22 protein-coding genes are annotated in these 24,519 nt (G+C 41.6%); 14 read left to right on the top strand and 8 right to left on the bottom strand.

The window, feature by feature from the left end:
• Positions 1-118 precede the first annotated feature (118 nt).
• The 4 genes from QZY09_RS08795 to folB all read right to left on the bottom strand — a co-directional run bounded on the left by QZY09_RS08795 (position 119) and on the right by folB (position 4,664).
• Positions 119-2,146, bottom strand: a complete 2,028-nt coding sequence (locus QZY09_RS08795) for an FAD-dependent oxidoreductase (RefSeq protein WP_295671180.1) — start codon at positions 2,144-2,146, stop codon at positions 119-121.
• Between the two features lie 11 nt (positions 2,147-2,157).
• Entirely contained in the window at positions 2,158-2,787 is a 630-nt protein-coding gene (locus QZY09_RS08790) for an MgtC/SapB family protein (protein ID WP_295671177.1), read from the bottom strand.
• A gap of 112 nt (positions 2,788-2,899) precedes the next feature.
• Complete coding sequence (locus QZY09_RS08785; RefSeq protein WP_295671174.1) at positions 2,900-4,297, bottom strand: FAD-linked oxidase C-terminal domain-containing protein; 1,398 nt, start codon at positions 4,295-4,297, stop codon at positions 2,900-2,902.
• A gap of 16 nt (positions 4,298-4,313) precedes the next feature.
• Positions 4,314-4,664 carry a dihydroneopterin aldolase gene (gene folB, locus QZY09_RS08780; protein WP_295671170.1) on the bottom strand — a complete coding sequence of 117 codons (351 nt, stop codon included), beginning with the start codon at positions 4,662-4,664 and terminating at the stop codon, positions 4,314-4,316.
• 210 nt (positions 4,665-4,874) lie between these two features.
• Between folB and QZY09_RS08775 the strand changes: the two genes are divergently transcribed.
• On the top strand, positions 4,875-6,056 hold the full coding sequence (locus QZY09_RS08775; RefSeq protein ID WP_295671167.1) for an acyl-CoA dehydrogenase family protein: 1,182 nt from the start codon (positions 4,875-4,877) through the stop codon (positions 6,054-6,056).
• A 95-nt stretch (positions 6,057-6,151) separates the two neighbouring features.
• Here QZY09_RS08775 and QZY09_RS08770 read toward each other — a convergent pair whose 3' ends face one another.
• A complete protein-coding gene (locus QZY09_RS08770) occupies positions 6,152-7,507 on the bottom strand; it encodes a GH1 family beta-glucosidase (RefSeq protein WP_295671165.1) in 1,356 nt (451 codons plus the stop codon).
• 526 nt (positions 7,508-8,033) lie between these two features.
• Between QZY09_RS08770 and QZY09_RS08765 the strand changes: the two genes are divergently transcribed.
• The gene (locus QZY09_RS08765; protein ID WP_295671163.1) at positions 8,034-8,756 is read left to right on the top strand and encodes a 3',5'-cyclic-nucleotide phosphodiesterase; all 723 of its coding nucleotides are present in this window, start codon (positions 8,034-8,036) and stop codon (positions 8,754-8,756) included.
• Between the two features lie 71 nt (positions 8,757-8,827).
• Here the strand turns inward: QZY09_RS08765 and QZY09_RS08760 are convergent, their stop codons facing one another.
• Positions 8,828-10,078: a vanadium-dependent haloperoxidase gene (locus QZY09_RS08760; RefSeq protein WP_295671160.1), complete on the bottom strand. Its 1,251-nt coding sequence runs from the start codon at positions 10,076-10,078 to the stop codon at positions 8,828-8,830.
• Positions 10,079-10,200: 122 nt separating this feature from the next.
• Between QZY09_RS08760 and QZY09_RS08755 the strand changes: the two genes are divergently transcribed.
• Positions 10,201-10,734 (top strand): hypothetical protein, encoded by a 534-nt coding sequence (locus tag QZY09_RS08755; RefSeq protein WP_295671157.1) that lies wholly within the window; start codon positions 10,201-10,203, stop codon positions 10,732-10,734.
• Positions 10,735-10,767: 33 nt separating this feature from the next.
• Here the strand turns inward: QZY09_RS08755 and QZY09_RS08750 are convergent, their stop codons facing one another.
• Complete coding sequence (locus QZY09_RS08750) at positions 10,768-11,646, bottom strand: polyphosphate kinase 2 family protein (protein WP_295671154.1); 879 nt, start codon at positions 11,644-11,646, stop codon at positions 10,768-10,770.
• Between the two features lie 112 nt (positions 11,647-11,758).
• Between QZY09_RS08750 and QZY09_RS08745 the strand changes: the two genes are divergently transcribed.
• The 4 genes from QZY09_RS08745 to msrB all read left to right on the top strand — a co-directional run bounded on the left by QZY09_RS08745 (position 11,759) and on the right by msrB (position 18,709).
• Entirely contained in the window at positions 11,759-14,053 is a 2,295-nt protein-coding gene (locus tag QZY09_RS08745) for a transglycosylase domain-containing protein (protein ID WP_295671152.1), read from the top strand.
• A gap of 341 nt (positions 14,054-14,394) precedes the next feature.
• The gene (locus QZY09_RS08740) at positions 14,395-17,394 is read left to right on the top strand and encodes a DPP IV N-terminal domain-containing protein (RefSeq protein ID WP_295671149.1); all 3,000 of its coding nucleotides are present in this window, start codon (positions 14,395-14,397) and stop codon (positions 17,392-17,394) included.
• Positions 17,395-17,511: 117 nt separating this feature from the next.
• Positions 17,512-18,120 (top strand): fasciclin domain-containing protein, encoded by a 609-nt coding sequence (locus tag QZY09_RS08735; protein ID WP_295671146.1) that lies wholly within the window; start codon positions 17,512-17,514, stop codon positions 18,118-18,120.
• 97 nt (positions 18,121-18,217) lie between these two features.
• Positions 18,218-18,709: a peptide-methionine (R)-S-oxide reductase MsrB gene (gene msrB / locus QZY09_RS08730; protein ID WP_295671143.1), complete on the top strand. Its 492-nt coding sequence runs from the start codon at positions 18,218-18,220 to the stop codon at positions 18,707-18,709.
• Here msrB and QZY09_RS08725 read toward each other — a convergent pair.
• The gene (locus QZY09_RS08725) at positions 18,699-19,055 is read right to left on the bottom strand and encodes a GIY-YIG nuclease family protein (RefSeq protein WP_295671139.1); all 357 of its coding nucleotides are present in this window, start codon (positions 19,053-19,055) and stop codon (positions 18,699-18,701) included. The genes msrB and QZY09_RS08725 overlap by 11 nt on opposite strands.
• An 86-nt stretch (positions 19,056-19,141) precedes the next feature.
• Here QZY09_RS08725 and QZY09_RS08720 point away from each other — a divergent pair, with 86 nt between their 5' ends.
• The 7 genes from QZY09_RS08720 to QZY09_RS08695 all read left to right on the top strand — a co-directional run bounded on the left by QZY09_RS08720 (position 19,142) and on the right by QZY09_RS08695 (position 24,454).
• A complete protein-coding gene (locus QZY09_RS08720) occupies positions 19,142-19,909 on the top strand; it encodes a LexA family transcriptional regulator (RefSeq protein WP_295671136.1) in 768 nt (255 codons plus the stop codon).
• A gap of 182 nt (positions 19,910-20,091) precedes the next feature.
• On the top strand, positions 20,092-20,250 hold the full coding sequence (locus QZY09_RS24720) for a four helix bundle protein (RefSeq protein ID WP_367119197.1): 159 nt from the start codon (positions 20,092-20,094) through the stop codon (positions 20,248-20,250).
• A 301-nt stretch (positions 20,251-20,551) separates the two neighbouring features.
• A complete protein-coding gene (locus QZY09_RS08715) occupies positions 20,552-20,923 on the top strand; it encodes a hypothetical protein (protein ID WP_295671133.1) in 372 nt (123 codons plus the stop codon).
• A gap of 136 nt (positions 20,924-21,059) precedes the next feature.
• Positions 21,060-21,401 (top strand): hypothetical protein, encoded by a 342-nt coding sequence (locus QZY09_RS08710; RefSeq protein ID WP_295671130.1) that lies wholly within the window; start codon positions 21,060-21,062, stop codon positions 21,399-21,401.
• Positions 21,402-21,575: 174 nt separating this feature from the next.
• The gene (locus QZY09_RS08705) at positions 21,576-22,700 is read left to right on the top strand and encodes a pyridoxal phosphate-dependent aminotransferase family protein (RefSeq protein WP_295671127.1); all 1,125 of its coding nucleotides are present in this window, start codon (positions 21,576-21,578) and stop codon (positions 22,698-22,700) included.
• A complete protein-coding gene (bioD, locus tag QZY09_RS08700; RefSeq protein WP_295671124.1) occupies positions 22,693-23,310 on the top strand; it encodes a dethiobiotin synthase in 618 nt (205 codons plus the stop codon). Before QZY09_RS08705 ends, bioD begins: the two co-directional genes overlap by 8 nt.
• Positions 23,311-23,560: 250 nt before the next feature.
• Positions 23,561-24,454: a 3-hydroxyacyl-CoA dehydrogenase family protein gene (locus tag QZY09_RS08695; RefSeq protein ID WP_295671120.1), complete on the top strand. Its 894-nt coding sequence runs from the start codon at positions 23,561-23,563 to the stop codon at positions 24,452-24,454.
• Positions 24,455-24,519: the final 65 nt, after the last annotated feature.

Genomic DNA, 24,519 nt, shown 5'->3' with positions numbered 1-24,519 from the left:
GCTTGATTTTGAATACGAATTAAATCGGTTGATTAGGTGAGTGGTTGATTGGGTTGATTGGGTTGTTTTATTGATATAAAACGTTGTAAAATCTCTCAAAAACTATTCACTTAATCAACTACTCACCAATTCCCGACGGGATGAATAAAACAGCGTCAGCCGACATTGGAGCGCCCTGATCTTTGCAGATAATTTCAGCAAATCCACTATTTCCTTCAGCAAAATAACATTGACCCAGTGGTATCCACTCCCCTTCTGTTTGGCCTTTTACTTCAAGGTGGTTAAGGTCGATCGCCTTTTCAGTTGCTGTTTTTCCGTTGCTGATTAGCAGGTTGATTTTTCCTAAAACCCCATCGGATTTAACCACATAAACATAAAGCTTATAATTCCCTTCTTTTTTGATTGATGGTGTGAATTTCACCAGGTCGCCAGCTTTTGGCCTTGCATTTTCAAGCAGTGATGGGCCATAACAGCCTTCAAAGTTGGGCATACGTTTCCAGTCGCCCTTTATAGAAACTGCTGTCGTATCATCATTATCAACCAATATTTCAGGGATACTGCCGTCCGCAAGTGGGTTGTTTTTTAATTCGGATTGCAGTTTTTGCACATTTACAAGTTGTACCGGGCATTTTTTATCAATTGCCATGCAGGCCGCGACAGCTGCAGACTGCCCCAGCATCATAAACACCGGCTCCATCCTGATGGAACCGTAGGCAATATGCGAGGCTGATAAACAAACCGGCACCAATAAATTGCTGCACTCCTCCTTTTTGGGAACCAGGCTGCGGTAGGAGATTGGATATGGCCCAACCCCTCCTATTTGCACATCTCCTTCATTTTTTACCATCCCGTGTACTACCAACCGCTCGGCATTGTGCGAATCCATGGTATAGGCAGCCAGGGCAATACCATCGTTTACTATTTCCTTACCCTGGCAATTGGCCTGGGTCATCACGTATTCCCCTATCATCCGCCTTGCTTCACGCACATACATTTGATTAGTAAAATGCCCGGAATTTTGATATTCATCTGTTGGATAACCATATTGCAACATTTCATTGCGAAGGTTTACAGGAACCTGCGGATCATGTCCTACAAAATAAAAAAAGCCTTTGGTATAGTTTTCATGCGCTTTAAAAATCGCTGCCCTTTCCTGATAATTTGCTTCGGGATATTTCCAGTTCGCGCCAATCAGGTCTGTTGAAAACGGGCCGTTATTGTTGATATCCGTTTTATGATTGGGCATCGCGCTGGTCGTCATAATGTCCTCTATATGCTTAATGGTTTTTTTCTCCATCAGCCGGAGCAATAATTCGTAACGTTCAGGCTTGTAATCATCCGGTTGGGTAATCGGGATGCTATTAGCGGGATCTTTGCTTAAACATACCCTGATATTATAGGTTTGAACCATTTTGTTTCCGGTTCCATCAGGAAGTAAAGCATTATTGCTGATTCCCCAAATCAAACCACTTTCCGGCTTCCCGGGAATTTTATAAGGATCGACACCGTCCGGAAACTGGTGCTTTTCTCTTAACTGTGAGCCATTATAGGTTTCGTTATATTGCTTATTGTCTTCGCGGCCTATCGTATAAGATACGCCTGCTTTAGCCATCAGGTCGCCTTCGTAACTGCAATCGATAAATTCTTTGCCGATAATGGTTTTGTTCGTTTTTTTGGTAGGACGAAGGGAATTTTCAAGAGAGATCATAGCGATCCTACCGTTTATTTTATTGACAGACAATACCCGGTGATCAAACAAAACAGGCACACCAGCTTTTTTTAAGCAGGCAAGGAGGATACTTTCGGCAACGTGCGGCTCAAAGATCCATTGCTCAAAAATGCCGTAATGCTGGCCAACTTTTCTGTAAAAATCGAGTGATAACCCTTTAATAGCGTACTTGTTGCCGATATCTGTATAACCCAACCCACCGGTAGTTAAGCCGCCAATGCGCTCCCCAGGCTCAATCAGCAATACCGATTTACCCATTTTTTTGGCGGTATAGGCGGCGATGACACCAGATGCAGTGCCACCGTAAACAATGATGTCAAAATGGTTGGCAGTTACTTTTTTTAAGGGTTGAGCAAACGCCGTATTAAGACTGAAAAAGAAGATTATCAATAGGTTGAGCCAATTTACTTTCTTCATGGTTCAAATCATTAAAACGACCTGATCTCCGGCATTCTTAAAAGAATCTCAGCCAGCTTTGACAGGTCCATTTTATGACCAGTCACCCAGATTGCCGCTTGCAGGCAGCCGTCTTTTTTGGATATGCTAACGGTATTAAACTTTAACCCGTTGGCCGTGATCAGCTTCCGGATATGTTCAACATTTTCAAAATCTCCATTCGTGAATTCGATCACAAATAATTTGTCGCGGTGAATTTTGTCGATATATCCTTCCAGTAAACTAAAAGTCACCAATACCATCAAAACTACTATAGTCGAAACTACGCCTAAAAGATAGTGCTCCGAACCAATCACCATGCCGATGCCAGCTGATACCCATATTACCGCCGCAGTGGTTAAGCCGCTAACGCCTACATTGTCCTTAAAAATAACCCCGGCACCGATAAAACCTACGCCGGTTACGATATTCATAGCAGCCAAATTGCCTGACGTTTGCGCAACGATCGTAAATAAGGTTGAACCAAGACAGATCAGTATAATGGTGCGGAAACCGGCGATTTTATTTTTGTATTGACGTTCGAGCCCAAGCAGCCCCCCGCACAATACTGCCAGCCCCACTTTAATGAGGTCGGGTTCAGAAATATAGAGCAGGTTATTCAATTGGTAAATTATTGAATTAGTGATTTTTAAATTTAATACTTTTAAATCAATTATCGAATGATTTCACGTACAACCACTCACTTCATCAACTTAATCCAACCCAATCAACCAATTAAAATATCTTCCCCGGGTTTAAGATGCCGTTTTTATCAAAAACCTTTTTGATGCCCCGCCATATTTCAAAATGAACTTCTGTAAATTTAATGGCCATATAATCTTTTTGTACCACGCCAATGCCATGTTCGCCGGAGATCGTGCCACCTAGAGAAACAGTAAGTTCAAAAACTTCACGAATCCCATCTTTTAATTTATTATTCCAATCCTCATCGCTCATCTGTCCTTTAATAATATTGGTATGCACATTACCATCGCCGGCATGTCCATAACATATTGATTCAAAGCCGTATTTATTCCCTATTTCTTTTATTCCTTTAATCAATTGCGGAAGACAGGCGCGTGGCACAACGGTATCTTCTTCTTTATATATTGAATTTGACTTCACCGATACCGCCATCGTCCGGCGCATGCGCCAAAGCTCTTCTTTTTGAGCTGATGTATCGGCAAATAGCACATCTTGACAATTAAATTCTTCCAGCACCTGGTTTATTTTTTCACAGTCGGCGAAGATCACCTCCTGGTTGGTGCCGTCAACTTCAATCAACAGAAATGCTTCGATCCCATCCTTCAAGTCAAAAGTGATCCCGTCATGTTCTTTTACCCATTCTACGCCCCTTCGTTCCATAAATTCCACCGCAGAAGGAACAATACCGGCCCTGAATATGGCTGAAACAGCCGAACTTGCATCCTCATTGGTACTGAAGGAAGCCAAAAGTAAAGCGTCGTGCGTCGGCCTGGGAATCAACTTAACCACAATTTTGGTAATAATGCCCAGCGTGCCTTCAGAGCCAATCATCAACTGCGTCAAATTATAACCAGATGCATATTTTAAGGTATTGGCGCCTGTCCATATAATATCACCTGAAGGCAAAACAACTTCAAGATTAAGGATATACTCCCGAATAGTTCCGTATTTCACCACCCTGGGACCGCCGGAGCCATGCGAAACATTCCCGCCGATAAAGCAACTCCCCTTACTAGCCGGGTCAACGGGATATAATAATCCTTTGGCGGCAACCTGGTCCATAAATTCTTCGGTTACTACCCCGGGCTCAACGGTGGCCTGCAGGTTTTGTTCATCAATGGTCAAAACCTTATTAAAGCGCTCCATCGAGATCAATAAACCGCCCATAACCGGCAAGGCACCGCCGCTTAAGCCGGTCCCCGCTCCTCTTGGCGTTACAGGTATCAGGTTTTCATTACAGAGCCGCATCAGCGCCGCTATTTCTTGGGGTGTTTTTGGCTTTACAACAACTTCCGGGTAATAATGCAGGTCTTCTGTTTCATCATGGCTGTATTTTTCAAGATCGGCATAGCTGGTAATAACGGCATCATCCCCCACTATTAATTTGAAGGACGAAAGAATACCGGATGTAATTTTATTGAAGCTCATATTTTCTTTTTCCTGATCAGAGAATAATGGTTATTGCTGAATAATCAACTTTACCACCAAGTGGCGGGTTTATTTTTTTCATAGAAACACGAATACTTTCAACAAAAGGATAATGCTCTTTTATGTCATCCGCAATTGATTGCGCAACCGTTTCAATCAATTTACGGGTATCTTTCATTTGCGCTGTAATCATGTTGTAAACCTTCTCATAATCTACCGTATTACTTATTGTGTCAGCTCTTATGTCATTCAATGGCATAAAATTCACTTCAACATCAACAATAAATTTAGTTCCCAGTTTTTGCTCTTCAGCATAAAAACCATGGTAAGCAAAAAACTCGGCACCCTGTATGGCAATGGTTATCATGGTTCAAATGTACTTTTTGATTTCGGAATTCGGATGTTCGATTTCGGATTTTTAACTGCGACAGTTTTTTCTCGCTCTAATTTATTTGGAACAAAAAATTAAATCCGAATTTGAAATTCCGAAACGGCGAAGCCATCTTGAGCACCAAAAAAACATACAACTGCGAAAAATCCGAAATTCAACTATCTTTGCACACCAATTCAATACACTATGTCCAAAAAAGATCTTTTTGAATCGCCCGATTATTACGTGATTGACGAACTTTTAACTGATGAGCATAAATTGATCCGTGCGTCTGTGAGGGACTGGGTTAAAAAAGAAGTAAGCCCTATTATTGAAGATTATTCTCAAAGAGCTACATTTCCAAAACACCTGATAAAAGGTTTGGGTGAGATTGGCGCTTTCGGGCCAACTATTCCGGTTGAATATGGCGGGGCTGGTTTGGATTATATGTCGTACGGCATCATTATGCAGGAAATTGAGCGTGGTGATTCAGGCATTAGGTCGACAGCTTCGGTGCAGGGATCATTGGTTATGTATCCGATATACGCTTACGGTTCAGAAGAGCAAAAGAAAAAATACCTACCCAAACTGGCTACCGGCGAGTTAATGGGCTGTTTTGGATTAACAGAGCCTGATCATGGCTCCGATCCCGGCGGCATGGAGACAAATTTTAAAGACAAAGGCGACCATTATTTGCTAAACGGCGCAAAAATGTGGATCTCCAATTCGCCTTTTGCCGATATCGCCGTTGTTTGGGCCAAGGATGAAAGCGGCAAGATTCGTGGATTGATTGTTGAACGTGGCATGGAAGGTTTTACCACTCCCGAAACACATGGCAAATGGTCGCTCAGGGCTTCAGCTACCGGCGAATTGGTTTTTGATAATGTTAAAGTACCCAAGGAAAACCTGCTGCCTAATGCTTCAGGCTTGAAAGGGCCACTCGGCTGCCTTAACCAGGCCCGCTATGGCATAGCATGGGGAGCACTCGGCGCAGCAATGGATTGTTATGATACTGCTTTAAGATACACCAAAGAACGCAAACAATTTGGCAAACCAATTGCCGGGTTTCAGTTACAACAAAAGAAATTGGCCGAAATGATCACTGAGATTACAAAAGGGCAATTGCTGGTATGGAGGCTCGGGCAGTTAAAAAATGAGAACCGGGCCACTCCTGCCCAAATCTCTATGGGAAAACGTAACAGTGTTGACGTTGCCATTCATATTGCCCGCGAGGCCAGGCAGATGCTTGGCGGCATGGGTATTACAGGGGAATACCCGATTATGCGCCACATGATGAACCTTGAATCAGTAATAACTTATGAAGGGACACATGATATTCATTTACTGATCACAGGCATGGATATCACTGGCGAAGACGCTTTTAAATAAAATAATTTATTGTAATAAATATTGCTTTGTTTTGAATAAAGGCGCACAGGATGATATTATAGCCTGGCTATGTCTAAAAGCTACAGGTAAAACCACTATTTCAAAAAGTCAGCGTACCAATGCCCTGACGACTTGATAATGCGCTGCTGCGTATCAAAGTCAACATAAATCAGTCCAAAACGCGGATGGTAACCTTCCGCCCATTCAAAATTATCTGTCAATGTCCACACAAAATACCCATCTACCTTATAGCCATCGTTTTTTGCTTTTAACACCTGTGCCAGGTGGGTTTCAAGGTATTCAATACGCAATACATCGTTAACCTCACCATTACCAACCACATCAGGAAAAGCGGCGCCGTTCTCGGTGATCAGCATTTTTTTTATCCCGGGATAGGCATTAAACTTTTTTATCATCTGGTAAATGGCCGGCGGGTAAACCTCCCATTTCATTTGCGTTAACGGCACTTTCCGGTTTTCGGCTTTTACCAACGAGGCACTTATATAGGGCGTAAAAATGGAATACTTTACAATCTCTCGTGTATAATTTTGTATCCCTATAAAATCAAAGTCAAAGCTCAACCTTTCCTCATCCCCCGCAAGAAAATATTTTTTTATATTCTTTAAAATCGGAGCATCATCGATTGGGTACCCGAGCCCTAAAACAGGCTCAATAAACAGTCTGTTGATGATCGCATCCACGCGTTTTGCGGCGTTAATATCTCTTGCTTTACCAGAAAAAGGCTCGATAAATGAACAGGAAAATGTTGTACCGATCTGCGCTGCCGGAAGCGTGGCGCGTAAAGCCTTTGCCCCTGCTGCAATACTTAAAACCGTATGGTGAATAGCCGGTAAAAAACTTTTTAACCCTGTACGCCCCGGGGCATGAATACCCAAAAAATAGCCTGCACCTGTAAATACGGCCGGCTCGTTCATGATCATCCAATATTTAACCCTATCACCAAAATGCTCAGCGCATATTTTTACATAGGCAGTAAACCAATCAACAATATCGCGATTTGTCCAGCCGCCTTTGAGCTCCAGCTCATGCGGCAGGTCCCAATGATAAAGTGTAACCCAGGGTTCAATGCCTTTTTGCAGGCAATAATCAATAACACGGTTGTAATATGCTACACCCTCCTGATTCACCTCACCCGTGCCGCTGGGTAAAATCCTTGTCCATGAAATAGAGAACCTGAAATTGGGGATATTTAGTTGTTTGATGAGATCAATATCGTTTTCATATTGATTATAGAAGTCGCAGGCGATTTGTGCATGATGACCATTCAGAATTTTGTCATTTTTACCTGTAAAAACATCCCAGATAGATTCGCCTTTGCCATTGGCATCATGAGCCCCTTCTACCTGGAATGCGGCGTTTGAAACGCCCCAGGCAAAATCATCTCCAAAAAGCTTTTTATTAAAATGCGTGTACTGAATGCCAGGTTCCATTAAATAGTGTTAACAGAAGCCCAAATTGTATATTACAATTTTATAAAACAAAATTATTACCAATTAAATTAGTGAATGAATGACGAGCGCATGCTCCTTAAGATCATTCTTTCACGGAAGGCTTTAAAAAGCTTCGTAATGTTCGTGATAAATTTCATAACAAACTTATTTATTGTTGATTATAAAAGTAATGTACCCATGTGAGCTTATGATGTTAATTATATTATCATATTGTTAAATGACAATAGAAAACAGGCCTGGTTTGTTTTAATGTTTCATTAGTTTTTATTTTTGGCGAATGAAATTTCGTCCCAAAATTGGTCCGTTTTTAATAATTCTTTTTTCCCTTAGCCACCCCTTGCGGCTTTTCTCGCAAAACTTTAAAATAGTACCGCTGGGAGTAAAAGGTGGAATTGACGAAAGCAACTTATCAGCCTATTTGGTTGCCGCTGGGGGGACTGATAATTAAATTTGCCTGGATGCGGGCACACTGCACTATGGTATTGAAAAAGCTATCGGCAAAAAAGTGTTTTCCATCCCGGCTGAACAGGTATTGCGGAGATATATTAAAGAATATTTGATTTCTCATGCAAATCTTGATCACGTATCAAGCCTCATCATAAACTCACCGGATGACACTGTTAAAAATATTTATGCATTGGCAAACTGCATTGAAACCATTAAAACGCATTATTTTACATGGCAAAGCTGGGCCAATTTTGCTAATGAAGGCGGTAAACCCGCGTTAAGCAAATACCATTACCAGGTGCTGAACCCGGACCGCATTACACCAATCCAAAACATATTGATGACGGCACAGGCATTCCCTTTAAGCCATGCCAATTTAAGTAGCACAGCATTTTTGATCAGGAGTAACGATGCTTTTCTGCTTTACCTTGGCGATACAGGGCCTGATGAGGTGGAGAAAAGCAACAACCTGCATAACCTTTGGCAGACTATAGCCCCACTGATAAAAAGCAAAAAGCTGAAGGGAATCATGATTGAAACGTCATTTCTGGATGAACAGCCGGATAAAACTTTATTCGGGCATCTTACGCCTCAATGGCTGATGAAAGAGATGGATGAATTAGCCTCATTAACTGTTAAAGGAGCTTTAATCGGATTTAAGTTGATTATTACCCACGTAAAACCGCCGCAGGAAAATATTGAAAAGATAAAAGTTCAGCTGAAGGCGGAGAACAGCCTTAAACTAATCCTGATTTTCCCCGGGAAGGGCGTGCCAGTTTAAATATAAAAAAAGGGCACGGATTACCGCGCCCCCTAATTAAAAAATCAACAAAATTTATTTAATTATAAAAGCTATTTAGTGGCTTTGGGACCGTTTGCCAGCACGTAGGCTGCTATTTTAAGCCCCAGTTGCTGCGCGGCATCTATATCAAAACGGTAATGGATGCCACCGTATAAACGGCTCAGGTCGTTTTCCTGTTCCCCTTTGGTCAGCGATTCAATCACCCTTGATGGTTCGCCGGGAGTTGTGGTATGCAGTTCTAAGGTATTTTTATCGCCATAAAACTTTTTGAGCACTTCAAAACCTGCAGCCACTGTTCCGCAATGACCGCAAGGATAGGAAGGGTGCGGCGGCGTTGTTAATAAAGGCAACCAGGTTGCGTAGTTATTTGTTACTGAGCCATCTGCATCAGCATTCAGGGCTGTTACCGGCCTCCAGTACAGGTAATTATATTTAGCTTCGAAAAGTGCGATCCGGGCATCAGCTTCTGCCAGGTCAGTTAACAGAAAAACAAGTGCACTTTCCTCCAGCGACGATCCATGTTGTTTAGCAAGGATCCGGGCAGCTTCATTTACCGTTAGTTCAGCATCCTGTTTGTAAAACTGAGCTATGTGCGTTTGGTCATCAGTGCGTGTAGCGCTTTTGGCCGAGCCAATATCGGCCACTTCCGCCAATGCTTTTTTAAAGTCGCCTGTTCCCGGCGCTGGCGGCGCTTCAGGCCTGAACTGATCGCCGCTTGTCAATAAAAACGGTTTTATCTTTCCCCATTGCTGGTTAATTCCCGGTAAAAACCCTGAGGGTGTTGGCCTGTACTCCCCTATTCCTGGTTTTGCAGGCCCCGGATAAGTAACGTTTGGTGCCGATCCATCATTTGCACGCAAAGCAATGATGTCTGCCGCGGCAGCGGCGCCTACTTTTTGGCCGTTATCAACCGGGCCGTCGGTCGCCCCTTGTAAACTAACCGTTAAAATTGAATCGAGTAGCGCTTTTTGCGCGGGGAAATAGTTAACCAGCACGTCATGCGCCGCTTGTGCCGCTGCGGCTACTGCCGACGCGCCGCCGGCTGGCTTCACGAAGTAATGGTAAGGGCTGCCAAAGCTCTTAATTGAATTTATGGCATCATAAACAGCAATGGCTTCAATTGCAACAGTACGGCTGGCTTCGTTAGTATTTTGTTTGGCGATTTTTGCCGCTTTTAAAGTAACCTGGTTCCATTGAATAACCACATCTCCGGATAATGTTTTCTTTTTTAGCGCATAAACCGGGTGAATGCCCGATAAAATCAGTGCAGGAATAATTGTGAACAGTGAGGTATGTTTCATGATTTTAATAATTGATCGTCAAATATAAAAATATATAGTATTATTCCTATCGAAAAGGTAGGATTTTATAAAAAAGTTATAGCGCTGATTTTTACCTATTTTTAAAATCCTAATCTAGCTATATGATCAACAGGGAAAGTCTTAAGGAAAAATATGCCACTATGGCTACCGACGATTTGCTTGAAATAACTTCAAACAAGTCGGATTATACTGAATTGGCTGTTTCCGTTGCGCTGGAAGAGCTTAAAAAAAGAAATGTGCCTGAAGCCGAAATTCAGAGTTATGTATCGGTTTTGGCCTATAAACCCGATCAGACAATAATTAATAATCATTTCGTCGACCTTAATATTTTTCATAAAGTGGGTAATTATACGCTGGTAATACCTATTATTAAACACCGAGCATATTCAGATTTTTGCAGATACACGGGTTTTGCATTGAAAAAGCGGCAGGCCAATTATTATCTGGTTACGGGGACTACCTTCCTGATTATTGCCATAATACTCGCTACTAATTATCAGGCATCATTTTTATTAATCTGGGCATCTGGTTTTTCAATCTCCTTTTTATTTGATATTGGCTACAATAAAAACAGGGAGATTAGCCAAATACAAGAAAAAGTTGATCAGGGAAAAGACCCGGAGGGAGTTTTTTAAGTGAGCGGAGAAAGGCTAAAATGGCATTTCTCCTCATTCCCCCATCAGCAGCTTTTTCGCCTCCTCCAATTTTGTCTTTTCCACTTTTGGCAAAACCGGGTATTTCAGCTTTAATCCTTTTAAAGAATCCAGGATGATAGCGGATATAGCGATCCTTGTAAACCATTTTTTATCAGCCGGCAGTACATACCATGGGCAACTTTCAGTTGACGTTTCTTGAATGGCTTTTTCATATGCCTTCATGTAATCGTCCCAAAATTCACGTTCATAAATGTCAGCTACCGAGAATTTCCAGTTTTTTTCCGGGTCCTCAATGCGTTGAAGAAAACGTTGCTTTTGTTCTTCTTTGGACACGTTTAAGAAAAACTTAATGATTACCGTGCCATTTTCGGTTAAATGCTCTTCGAATGCGCGGATACTTTCGTATCGGTGTTTCCAGAACTTTTTATCAACGTCTTTCACATCTTTTATGCCGGGCAGTTTTTCCTGTAATAATAATTCAGGATGCACTTTAGTGATCAACACGTTTTCATAGTGGGAGCGGTTGTGCACTCCTATCCTGCCAAATTCTGGTAAAGCTTTATAATGTCGCCATAAAAAGTCGTGATCAAGTTCTTCAGCGCTGGGCTGTTTAAAACTAAATACTTCGCATCCCTCCGGATTTAATCCTGATAAAGTATGCGATATAGCGCCATCCTTGCCTGCAGCGTCCATCGCCTGGAATATGATGAGCAGCGCAAATCGGTTATCAGCGTATAATGCATCCTGCATTGCAGCCGTTTCTTTGATCATTTTGGCCAGGAATATTTCTGTATCTTCTTTCTTGTAGTCTCCTGAAAAATCAGTAGGCATTTCCTCCAGAGAAAAATTTTTTCCGTCAATTACTTTAAATTTATTAATTATGCTCTTCATAAAACAAATTTGATTCTTGCTAAGTTAGCTTAAAATTAACTTGGTAAAATTACGTTGTTAATATTTGTTGATCAGGCTATGATTTAGGGCCATAATTTTACATCTTTACCGCATGTTCAGGCGTATAAAAAACCGATTTCTAAGATATCTTGTCATCTTCATTTATTTTGTCATTATTTTTTTCTGTTCCATTGAATTAAACTTCCTTTGGCTGTTTGGCTACTCACCTGATATGCAGGATATTAAAAATCCATCCATGTCATTATCCTCCGAAGTTTACTATGCTGATGGTACCCTGATAGGGCGGTATTTTAAAGAAAACCGTTCGCCGGTTGAATATAAAGAGATCTCCCCTTACATCATTAATGCGCTGGTTTCTACCGAAGATGTGAGGTTTTATAACCACCACGGGGTTGACTTTTATTCCTTTTTTACCAGTATGCTTTCAACGGCCAAAGGAGATAAACGCGGCGGCAGTACGATTACCCAGCAATTAGCGAAAAACCTGTTCGAAACCCGGAAACGCAAATCGCAGGGCATTATCAAACATGTGCCTTTGATAAATACCGTTGTTTATAAATGCAAAGAATGGCTGACCGCTTTTAAAATTGAACATGTTTACAGTAAACAGGAGATTTTAACGCTCTATTTAAATACAGTCCCCTTTGGCAGCAATTCTTTTGGCATAAAAACCGCAACATTAAAATTTTTCAATAAAACGCCTGATCAGCTTACTCCGGCTGAGGCTGCTACACTTGTAGGGATGTTAAAGGCGACTTCTACCTACAATCCTATCAGTAATCCCAGGCGGTCGGTTGAACGGCGCAATACCGTATTGGCTAAAATGTTAAAATATGGCAAACTGACCAAGACAGAGTATGATGAAAATCTCCAAACTCCTATCAACCTTGACTTGAGTTATACAGGGAATGAAGGACAGGGTGATTCATACCTGCGGGAAGCGGTGGAGCGGTGGTTAAAAAAATGGTGTCATGACAATGATTATGACCTTTATAACGACGGCCTGAAAATTTACACCACGATAGATCCCAAAATGCAGCAATATGCTGAAGAAGCGGTCGCCGAGAAAATGAAGATGCTGCAAAAGCGGTTTAATGACCTTTGGGGTAAAAAGAATCCATGGCGGGACCTGGATGGCAAAGAAATTGTAGATTTTATAAAAAAAGCCGAAGAGCATTTGCCGATCTATGCGCTGCTTCAAAAAAAGTATCATAATGACACTGTGCCGATAAAAAAATATTTTGAAACGCCCAGGAAGATGAAGGTGTTTACCTGGAAAGGCGAAAGGGACACCACTTTTTCAAGCGTTGATTCTATTAAATACTATGCCCGGCTGTTGAATACCGGCATGATGACCATTGAGCCCTCCACTGGAAAAATAAAGGACTGGGTTGGGGGTATAAATTTTAAATACTTTAATTACGATCACGTAAACCAGTCGAAACGGCAAGCCGGGTCAACATTTAAACCATTTGCTTATTTAACAGCGCTTGATAACGGTTTTACACCATGCGATAAATTTACCGACCAGTTTGTTTCCATAAAATACACCGATGAGGGCAGGCAACAGGTATGGGAACCGAAAAATGCCTCGTTTAAATTTACAGGACAGGAAATGTCGCTACGCTGGGCAATGGGCGCATCCGTAAACTCAATCACCGCACAATTAACCGAAAAGGTTGGCTGGGATAAAATTGTTGAGTATGCTCATAAAGTTGGTATTGAAAGTCCTTTAAAGTCGGTACCATCGGTATCATTGGGGTCAAATGATGTTTCGGTGTATGAAATGGTTAGGGCTTACAGTACTTTTTTAAATAAAGGGAAAAAGATTGACCCTTTGCTGGTTACAAAAATAACCAACCAGGATGGTGATGTACTTGCAGAATTTGATTTGAAGAGTGAACAGGTGATCAGCCCGGAAACAGCCTGGTTAATGCTATACATGTTTAGGGGGGGTATGGAAGAACCCGGAGGTACGTCGCAGGCTTTATGGGAATACCCCGGTTTATGGAAAAAAAACAACCAGATTGGCGGAAAAACAGGCACTTCGTCCGGATATGTTGATGGCTGGTACATGGGCGTAACCAAGGACCTGGTAACGGGTATATGGGTAGGCGCAGATGACCGCAGCGTGCATTTTAACAGTTCAGAAACGGGCGAAGGCTCGCATACTGCCTTGCCGATATTTGGCGCGTTTATGGAAAAGGTTTATGCCGACCCTAAGTTAGGGTACACCTACGGGCCTTTCCCAAAGCCTTGGGTAAAAATCACAAAGGAATATGATTGCCCATCGCCACATATTGATACAGATTCATTAACCAACGATAGCCTTACTATGCCCATCGATACCAATAAAATTAAGGCGGATACTGCCGGGGGGGGATGAGTTTTAAGAATTGGAATAAGTTGTAATGATTGTAATAGTTAGAAGTGATTCTTTAAAACCTTTACAATTTATAACGCTTAAAACTTATTACAACCAAGCCAAAGGCAACGATTACCAAGTTTAGCGCGTATTCTATTTGATTATACAATATGAATAAAAATCTCCATCGCTACAGAAAAAAGCATTTATTGCTGTTTGTCCTAATCTTTTCATTTTTATTACTAAACCTGCAATCCAAAGCGCAGTACTTCGGGCAAAATAAGGTGCGATATAAAAATCTTAAATTCAAAGTTTACAAAACACCACATTTCGAGATCTATTATTATTTAAAAAATGATAGTATGATCAAGCGATTTGCCCAGGAAAGCGAACTCTGGTATACACTCCACCAGCAAATTTTCAGGGATACGTTTAAGAAGCCGAACCCGATCATACTTTATGCAAACCATCCTGACTTCCAGCAAACCACAGCAATTGATGGCGACATAGATATAGGCACCGGCGGTGTTACCGAAGGCCTTAAAAACCGGGTGGTAATGCCGGTTATGGAAACCAACGAAATGACCCGGCATGTTATAGGGCACGAACTGGTGCATGCCTTTCAATATCATTTGCTGTTGGGGAAAGATTCTGCTTCATTCGAAAATATCAACAATTTGCCGCTATGGATGATAGAGGGCATGGCTGAATATCTTTCGTTAGGTAAAAAGGATTCATATACAGCGATGTGGATGCGCGATGCTTACCTTAACCATGACATCCCAACCGTACGCGACCTTACCGTGAGCAATAAGTATTTTCCCTACCGGTATGGCGAAGCGTTTTGGTCGTTCATAGGCTCAACCTATGGAGATACCGTTATCGTGCCATTCTTCAAAAATACGGCCCGCTTTGGTTTAGGTTATGGCATAAAAAGAACTTTCGGGTATGACGATAAAACACTTTCAAATCTTTGGAAAAACGCGATCGAAACAACTTATAAGCCTTATTTAAAAGACACTTTACAAATCCCTGTAGGACATAGGCTTATCGATGACAAAAACTCCGGTAAAATGAACCTGGCGCCAGCCATAAGTCCTGATGGAAAATACCTGGCATTTTTATCTGAAAAGAATCTTTTTACGGTGGACCTTTTTTTGGCCGATGCAAAAACCGGGCACATACTGCGAAAGCTGACGAGAAAAATATCCAACACGCATATCGACGAATTTAATTTTATCGAATCAGCCGGGACATGGTCGCCAGATAGTAAAAGATTTGCTTTTAGTGTATTTAATAAGGGGCGTAACCGGATGCTGGTGGTTGATGTAGCATCGGGAAACACTATTGACGTTGTCTCAATGGGTAAAGCCGCACAATTCAGCAACCTTTCCTGGTCGCCGGATGGCAGCAGTATTGTTTTCCAGGGATTGGCCGAAGGGCAAAGCGATCTTTATCTGTATAATTTTAACACCCGGCAGGTGAAGCAACTTACGAATGATAAATACTCCGATTTCCAGCCAGCCTTTTCCAGGGATGGTAAAAAGGTGATTTTTTCGAGTGACCGGACTACCTACGACCAATCATTAAGCCAGGCGATCACTTTTAACCTTGCTGAATTGGACCTGGCAACCGGGAAAATTACCGATATCAAAGTTTTTAACGGTGCTAATAACTTAAACCCGCAATATTCTTCGGACGGAACACAAATCTATTTCCTGTCCAACCGGGACGGGTTTCGTAACCTGTACAGGTATACCCCGGCTACGGCAAAAGTTGAGCAAATGACGGACCTGTTTACGGGCATTTGTGGTATTACAGAATATTCGCCGGCATTGTGCATTTCAGCCAATAACGATATTGTTTATTCATATTACAGGGCTCAAAAATATTCGGTTTATAATGCAAAGGAAACGGAGTTTACAGCGAAAGATGTTGATGCCCGTGATTTAAATTCAACCATGGCCATGCTTCCTCCTACCCGTGCTGTTGGTGTCGACCTGATTAATTCAAACCTTAATAATTACCTGGCATATCCCAAAATCCCCATCGACTCAATTAAAAATATTCCCTATAAACCACAGTTTAAAATGGATTACCTGGCCAGTACGGGTGTCGGCACATCTGTAAGCCAGTACGGCACCGGCTTATCAAGTGGTATACAAGGCGTTTTTAGTGATATTTTGGGTAGAAACCAGATTTACGCAGGTGTTGCCGTAAATGGTGAGGTCTATGATATTGGCGGACAATTTACCTATGTTAATCAAACTGGTCGCTGGAATTTTGGCGCAAGCGTATCGCATATCCCGTTTCAAACGGCAAATTATAGTGTGGTACCTACAAACTATCAGCTGAATGCTACCACTACGATTCCCGCAAATGAAGAACGATTCGACCTGATCCGTATATTCCAGGACCAGATTTCCTTGTTTACCGCCTACCCGATCACAAAAAAAACGCGCATTGAACTTGGAACAGGTGCGGCCGCCTATTACTACCGGGTTGACAGGTATAGTACGTTCCACGACACCTCGGGCGCCGTACTGAGTAATACCCACACGCATATATCAAATTCGGTTTACAATGCCGAGACTACTAATAACGGTATACAGCTGATCCCTTTTACCACCTACAATGTAAATGCCGCCCTGGTGGGTGATAATTCTTATTTCGGGGTCGCATCCCCGTTAAACGGGTATCGTTACAGGCTGCAGGCTGAGTATGATTTTGGCACCTACCAGTATTTTGCGCCAACAATCGACCTGAGAGAATATGTGCGCGTAGCTCCGGTTACCTTTGCTGCCAGGCTTTACGGTTACGGGCGATTTGGCAATACGGGCAACCTGTACCAGATGTATGTCGGATACCCATTCCTCATCCGCGGGTACGAAGCACAAACATTTTACAGCACATCCAGTAAAACACCAACAAACGGATTCACTATCGACCAACTGTCGGGCAACCGTATCGCCGTTGCTAACTTTGAAGTACGGATGCCTTTAACCGGACCGGAAAGGCTTTCGCAATTTAAATCAAAATTCCTGTTCACCGAGCTCAACCTATTTTTCGACGCTGGTTTAGCCTGGAACGCCGGCGACCAAATCAAATTTCAAATGGGGCCTGACCAAATTGGCACTACACCTGAATTAGACGCCAGTGGCAAGGATATCCTGGTTAATGGTAAGCCAGTGCTTCTGCCCGTATATGACGCTAATCAGCGCGTACCAGCCCTCAGCGCGGGCATTTCACTTAGGGTAAATGTTTTTGGCGCATTTGTTTTGGAACCCTATTTTGCTTATCCGTTTAACCGTACGGATATCAGCAGACCTGTATTTGGCTTAGGATTTACGCCCGGCTGGTAGGTATTTGAGCAAACGAATATTAGATTAATATTATTTGTTACAAAATTCTGACTAGTAATAAACTATTTGTGGCTTTTTTTGTCATTACTGTTAAATGATTAATAGTAGTTTTGCCGGATGAAAAAATGGGTGGGAATTATCATACTGGTTTTACATTGTGTTGTTGTGTTTTCACAAACCACAATAGTTACAAACCCGGTAAATGATACAGTGAAATCGAAATGGGGTAAGGTAAAAATTGTTGACGGGACGAAAATGACCTCATCCAATGATATCATTGAAAATATAACCCAATCGCAGGAATATACTACTTTGGTTACGGTTATTGAAGATGCCGGGTTAACCCAAACATTTAAAAGCAAGGGACCGATAACAGTTTTTGCACCTACTAACAAGGCTTTTGAAAAATTGCCGGCGGGGCAATTGGATACACTGGTAAAACCGAATCATAAAGATGACCTGAGTTACCTGATCACCTACCATGCAATGGCCGGACGGGTAACTGCCCATGATATTGAAAAGAAGATCAATGCAAATAACGGGGAGGCTACTTTTACTACTTTAGCAGGCACTAAGCTAACCGCAAAAATCGACGAAAACCGCAATATTGTTTTGATTGATGAAAATGGCGGCCAAAGCATCATCAGTAAGTTCGATATCCAGCAAAGCAATGGAATATTGCATATTGTGACTTCAGTACTGGTTCCCAAACCAAAAGCAATATAAATCAGACCCGGAGCTGACAAACCTATTGTTAATTTATTTCGTAATTATTTTTGTAAGGAAATAAATCCCCTATCGTCTAATTTAAAAAGATTAAATAATGAAGAAATCAATTTTAGCACTGCTGCTGGTGAGTATGATCGCGGCATTTGGTTGCCAGCCAAGTAGTGGCCAGCAGTTAAAAAAATTCGACCCCAAACGCAAAATGAGCAAAGCTCCCGCTGAATGGAAAAAAACGCTCACTTCTAACCAGTATTATATTATGGTTGAAAGCGGTACTGAACCACCCTATCAGAATGCTTATTTTAACAACCATGAAAAAGGCGTTTATGTAAGCGCGGCAACTGGCGAAGTATTATTTTCGTCGGATGATAAATATGACAGCGGAACGGGTTGGCCTAGTTTTGTAAAACCTGTTGATCCCAAAAAAATAGAGATCGTTACGGACAATAGCGACGGAATGGTGCGCGATGAAGTAATTGAGCGCAGTACGGGCCTGCACCTTGGCCATGTTTTTGACGACGGACCGGAAGATCGCGGTGGCAAACGATATTGCATGAACTCGGGCGCTTTAAAGTTTATTAAAAAGTAAGCGCTCTGCGGCTTGAACTGATTGACGGGCGGAGTTGGGGTCTTACTCTTACGCCGCTTTCGTAATTTAAACCAATGGTCAGATCTACCCAGTCAGGGTTTACAGGTCTGATCATTTTTTCTTTCTGGGGCCTGGTAAAAGTGCTTACCGTTTTAAAGCGTTCCATTGCCTGTTCTTCTGTATTTATCTCTTCAAAATAAACCAAACGGTTAAGCTGGTTGGCATTATCAAAAAACAAAGTCGGCATCTGGCGGTAAAACTCCAGTGTTTTCAACAGGTCTGAACATAGGCCTACGTGTAAGTTGTTGCGGTTTCTGTCGGTAATGATATAGATGAAGCGTTTCATATTGATAAATAAATTTTGTTGATTTAAAAATAATTACTAATTTTATGAGCATAAAAATACTAATTATTTTAGCAATTCCAAATTTTATGTCAAAAATTCCTTCAAATATTAAATTTCTTAGAAAAAAGAAAGGGCTTACACAACAGCAGTTTGCTGACGCGGTAGGCATAAAAAGGTCACTTGTAGGCGCATATGAAGAAGAACGGGCTGATCCGAAATACGATCTGCTAAAAAAAATAGCATTATTTTTTGATGTGTCTATCGATGATTTTATTAACGAAACTATCAACGAAAAATGGGCGCCGAAGCCCAAAGGCAACCCTGCCAACCTGCGCGTATTAAGCATTTCGGTTGATAAGGATGACAATGAAAACATCGAACTGGTACCTTTAAAAGCCAGCGCAGGTTATCTTAATGGCTATGCTGATCCTGAATATGTGGCTGAACTGCCAAAATTCTATCTGCCTATGTTTAAACAAGGCACACACAGGGCTTTTGAAATAAAGGGTGATTCAATGCTTCCACTGGTTTCAGGAACCATTATTATCGGCGAATATGTGGAAAACTGGGCAGATGTAAAACCAGCAGAAACCTACGTAGTCATTTCTAAAAATGATGGCATAGTATATAAACGTATTGGCAATAAATTTAAAGAAAACAAGCCACTGAAATTGATATCTGACAACCCGGTTTATGAGCCCTACGAAATAATCGGTGAAGATGTGTTGGAAATCTGGAAGGCCAAAGCTTATATATCAACCCATTTCCCGTTACCTACACCAGAGCCGACATTAGAAAGCCTAACCAGCATGATGGCCCAAATGCAGCGATCTATTTCGAATTTGTCTAATTAGTCATTTGCTGCGCGTCATTGGTCATTGGTCATTGGTCATTGGTCATTGGTAATTGGTAATTGGTAATTGGTCATTTGCTGCGCGTCATTGGTCATTAGTCATTACATTTCTAATATTTTATTATGAGTAATCGCTTAGAAGATTTAGAGCTATATAAACTTGCTGAATGATTTTCCGACGAAATTTGGTTTATAGTTCTAGGGTGGGAATATTTTTCAAAAGACACATTAGGAAAACAACTCGTACGGTCTGCCGATTCGATCGGAGCAAATATCGCCGAAGGTTTTGGACGTTATCATTTTAAAGAAAATAAGAACTTCTGTTATTTTAGCAGAGGCTAATTGATCGAAACAAAAGGATGGATAATTAAAGCTAAAACGCGAAACTTAATATCTGAAACTCAATACGCTGAATTTATCGAAAAGTTAGGCACTATTCACCTAAAACTAAACGCCTACATAAAGAATATCGGCGGCTAACATAACTGGCCTAAGCCAGGCCCCTACAACCAATGACCAATCCCCACCAAACAATGACTAATGACTAATGACCAATGACCCACCAAGGCAACAATTAAGTTACATCCCTGTTTTTAAACTAATCCGACTTACCTTTATCTAAAACATTAAAAACTGAAAAGCAATGAGAAAATTTTTGTTGATGTGCTGTATCCTGCTTGGGATTACAGCGGTAAGCCGTGCACAAGGTGGCGGCCAAAGGATGACCCCGGAAGACAGGGCTAAAAACCTGCAAACGCAATTAAAACTAACTGATGATCAAACAGCCAAGGTTTTGGCTATATATAAAACCCAGGCGACGAAAAGGGATAGCATCAGAACTGCTGCAAATGGCGACAGAGATGCCATGCGGGCCGCAATGATGCCTTTAATGCAGGCATCAAATGCCCAGATCAAAGCATTATTAACCACTGAGCAGGCGGCAGCGTATCAAAAAATGCAGGAAGAAAACCGCGCCCGTATGCAGCAAGGCGGCGGCGGTGGTGGTGGCAATTAACCATCCTCTAAACCTTTTATCAAGAAGGCGCTCTGATAAAACGGAGCGCATTTGTTGTTTTTATTATAACTCAAATGGCCTATTTTTATTCTATCCGGAAATGGTTACATTTAATAAAAATTAAAAACCAAAGACCATGAGAAAATTTTTGTTAATGTGCTTTTTGTTCGCTGGAATCGCAATGTTTTGTAATGCACAAGGTGGAGGCATGCGCGATCCGGAGCAAATGTCGAAAGGCTTGCAATCCATGTTAAAGCTTAATGACGGCCAAACAGCCAAAATTAAAGCGATATACATCGCCCAAAACATTAAAATAGATAGTTTGCGTAAAGCAGGCGCCGACAGGGCCGCGCTGCACCCGGTAATGGAATCAAGTGTAGTTCAGATAAAAGCATTACTCACACCCGATCAGGCAGTTGCATTTCAAAAAATGGTTGATGAAAGGCGCGCCAGGGCCGGGCAAGGTGGCGGCAACTAGTGTTAAGTCTTGAGTCGTAAGTCTTGAGTCTATTTTGCATTTTTATGACTTAATGCTTAATACAAGGCATCAATTCATAGCGTACACGAAACCAATCCCGCTGATAAGATGAAATTTTAAGAAAGCGCCCTGTTAAATCGGGGCGCTTTCTTAATTTTACCAAAAATTTTTATTTTGACGCCTTCGGAATTATTTATAAAAAAGAAACTGGATGAACGGCGCATAGCCGGTAATTTGCGTTTTTTAAAACCACAAAATAGCCTGGTCGATTTTTGCTCAAATGATTACCTGGGCTTTGCACGATCTCCTGTTTTAAAAAATAAAATTGAACAGGAGATAAAAAACAACGAAAAGCCTTCAAATGGCTCAACGGGTTCGCGGTTGCTTTCCGGCAATTCTGACTATGCACTCGCCTTAGAGGGGTATATTGCCTCGCTGCACCAAAGCAAAGCCAGCCTGTTGTTTAATTCGGGCTACGATGCCAACCTGGGCTTGTTCTCGTCACTGCCGCAGCGCGGGGATACTATAATTACTGATGAACTGATACACGCATCCATCATCGATGGCGCAAGGTTAAGTTATGCTAACCGCTATACTTTTAAGCACAACGACCTGCAGGCCCTGGAAGATAAACTGAGCCAGGCAAAGGGAAACTGCTATGTAGCCATTGAGAGCGTTTACTCCATGGATGGCGACACCTCACCTATTGCTGAAATATTGAACCTGGCAGATAAATATAACGCGCATTTAATTGTAGATGAAGCACATGCCGTTGGTTTATACGGATTAGGTATAATTGACGGATCTTTGAAAGATCGGGTATTCGCCAAGGTAGTTACATTCGGAAAGGGGCTCGGGTGCCATGGGGCTGTTGTCCTTGGAAGTACATTATTGAAGGAATACCTGGTAAACTTTGCCCGTTCGTTTATTTACACTACGGCTGCTCCTCTTCATCAATTAGCATCGGTAAAAATGGCCTACAGGCTTTTACTGGATTCATCAGACCAGGCTGAAATACTTCGGCAAAATATTTTACACTTTAAAAAAAATATCAAGCACAACAATACCTATCCCCTGATCAAAAGCGACAGCGCAATTCAATGTATCGTATTAAAAAGTAATGAAAAAGCAAAATTATTGGCAGAACACCTCCAAAACAATGGTTTGGATGTAAGGGCTATACTTAGCCCGACAGTGCCGGCAGAAAGTGAACGGATCAGGATCTGTTTGCATTCGTTTAATACCAAAAATGAAATAACTTTGCTGTCAGATATCATTAATAGCTTTATAAATGAATAGCAAGCCCTTATTTGTTACCGGGATAGGCACAGGGATCGGTAAAACTATTGTATCGGCCGTTTTGGTGGAAAAGTTGAAAGCGGATTACTGGAAACCGGTTCAGTCCGGCGACCTAGAAAACAGCGATACCATCACCGTAAAAAATCTGATTTCAAATTCACAGACCGTTTTTTTTGACGAAGCGTACCGGTTGACCCAGCCGTTTTCTCCGCACAAATCTGCCGCTATTGATGGGATAAGCATAAAACCTGAAAATATAGTATTACCGGTAACAAGTAATACACTTATAATTGAAGGAGCCGGCGGTTTAATGGTGCCCCTGAATACTGATTTTTTAATGCTCGACCTGATCAGGCAACTAGGAGCGGCGGTGATACTGGTGTCACAAAATTATTTGGGGAGCATTAATCATACTTTGTTATCGGCCTATGCCTTAAAAAAGGAAAATATCCCGGTAAGAGGCATCATTTTTAACGGCGTAAAAGATATTTATTCAAAGGATTTCATCCTTGAGAATACCGGGCTTGAGTTATTGGGCCATATACCCGCCTATGACACTTTAGATAAAAAAGCAATTATAGATGCCGGGTTTTATATTGATGGCTTATAAATATTTTAAATCAGGAAGTCCGAAAGAGGTTGCAACAATATTTTGGGCAAAATCGCTTAGGGCAAAAAGATAAACACAGAGTGCACGATGGAGGCACAGAGAACGCTGAGAAAAGCAAAGAAGATCAGGGAAAAGCCAATGAATTTTTATCTTAAAAATTCTTTTTTTTCACTCTGAGTGCGCTGCGCCTTCTTTGTTTCTCTGTGTTAAGATCTAAACACGACAGGAATACAGAAGAACTTATAATAACATGAAACAAATTACAGTAATAGGCTCCGGCACCATGGGAAACGGGATTGCACACACATTTGCAATGCATGGTTTTGAGGTTGCTTTATTTGACATTAATAAAGAAGCCCTGGACCGCGCAATCCTCACCATAACCGCCAACCTTGACAGGCAGCTGAAAAAAGGCACCATTGACGAACAACTTAAAGCAGCAACACTCGGCAGGATAGGCATTTTTACTGAACTTGAAACTGCTGTGTCCAATGCAGACCTTGTTGTGGAAGCCGCCACTGAAAACAAAGAGATCAAATTAAATTTATTCAAACAGCTGAGTGATCTTGGTAAAGAAGATGTGATCCTGGCATCAAATACATCCTCTATTTCTATTACTGAAATAGCCGCGGTAACCAAAAAACCGGGGAATGTAATTGGCATGCACTTTATGAACCCCGTTCCGCTGATGAAACTTGTTGAAGTGATCAGAGGATTTGCCACCACCAATGAAGTTACCAATATGATTATGGATCTGGCTAAGCAGCTGGACAAAGTACCCGTGGAGGTTAATGACTACCCGGGCTTTGTAGCCAACCGGATATTAATGCCGATGATCAATGAGGCTATTTACACCTTATACGAAGGTGTTGCCGGCGTTGAAGAAATTGATACGGTGATGAAATTAGGCATGGCCCACCCTATGGGCCCTTTGCAATTGGCTGATTTTATAGGCCTTGACGTGTGCCTTGCGATATTAAATGTACTATACAATGGTTTTGGCAATCAAAAATATGCGCCCTGCCCCTTGTTGGTTAATTTGGTGAATGCCGGGCACAAGGGTTTAAAATCTGGTACCGGTTTTTATAAATATGTTAGCGGCAATAAAGAGCTGGTAGTGGCAGATAAATTTATGGTACGTTAAAGTTTAAAATATTTTTTAAACTTTTGATTTGATTACTTGTCTTATAACTATTGATATATTTAAAT

This window comes from uncultured Mucilaginibacter sp. (assembly GCF_903913935.1).
Classification (GTDB): domain Bacteria; phylum Bacteroidota; class Bacteroidia; order Sphingobacteriales; family Sphingobacteriaceae; genus Mucilaginibacter.
Note: the sequence above shows the minus strand (reverse complement) of the source record. Positions and strands in the feature narration are given on the sequence as shown.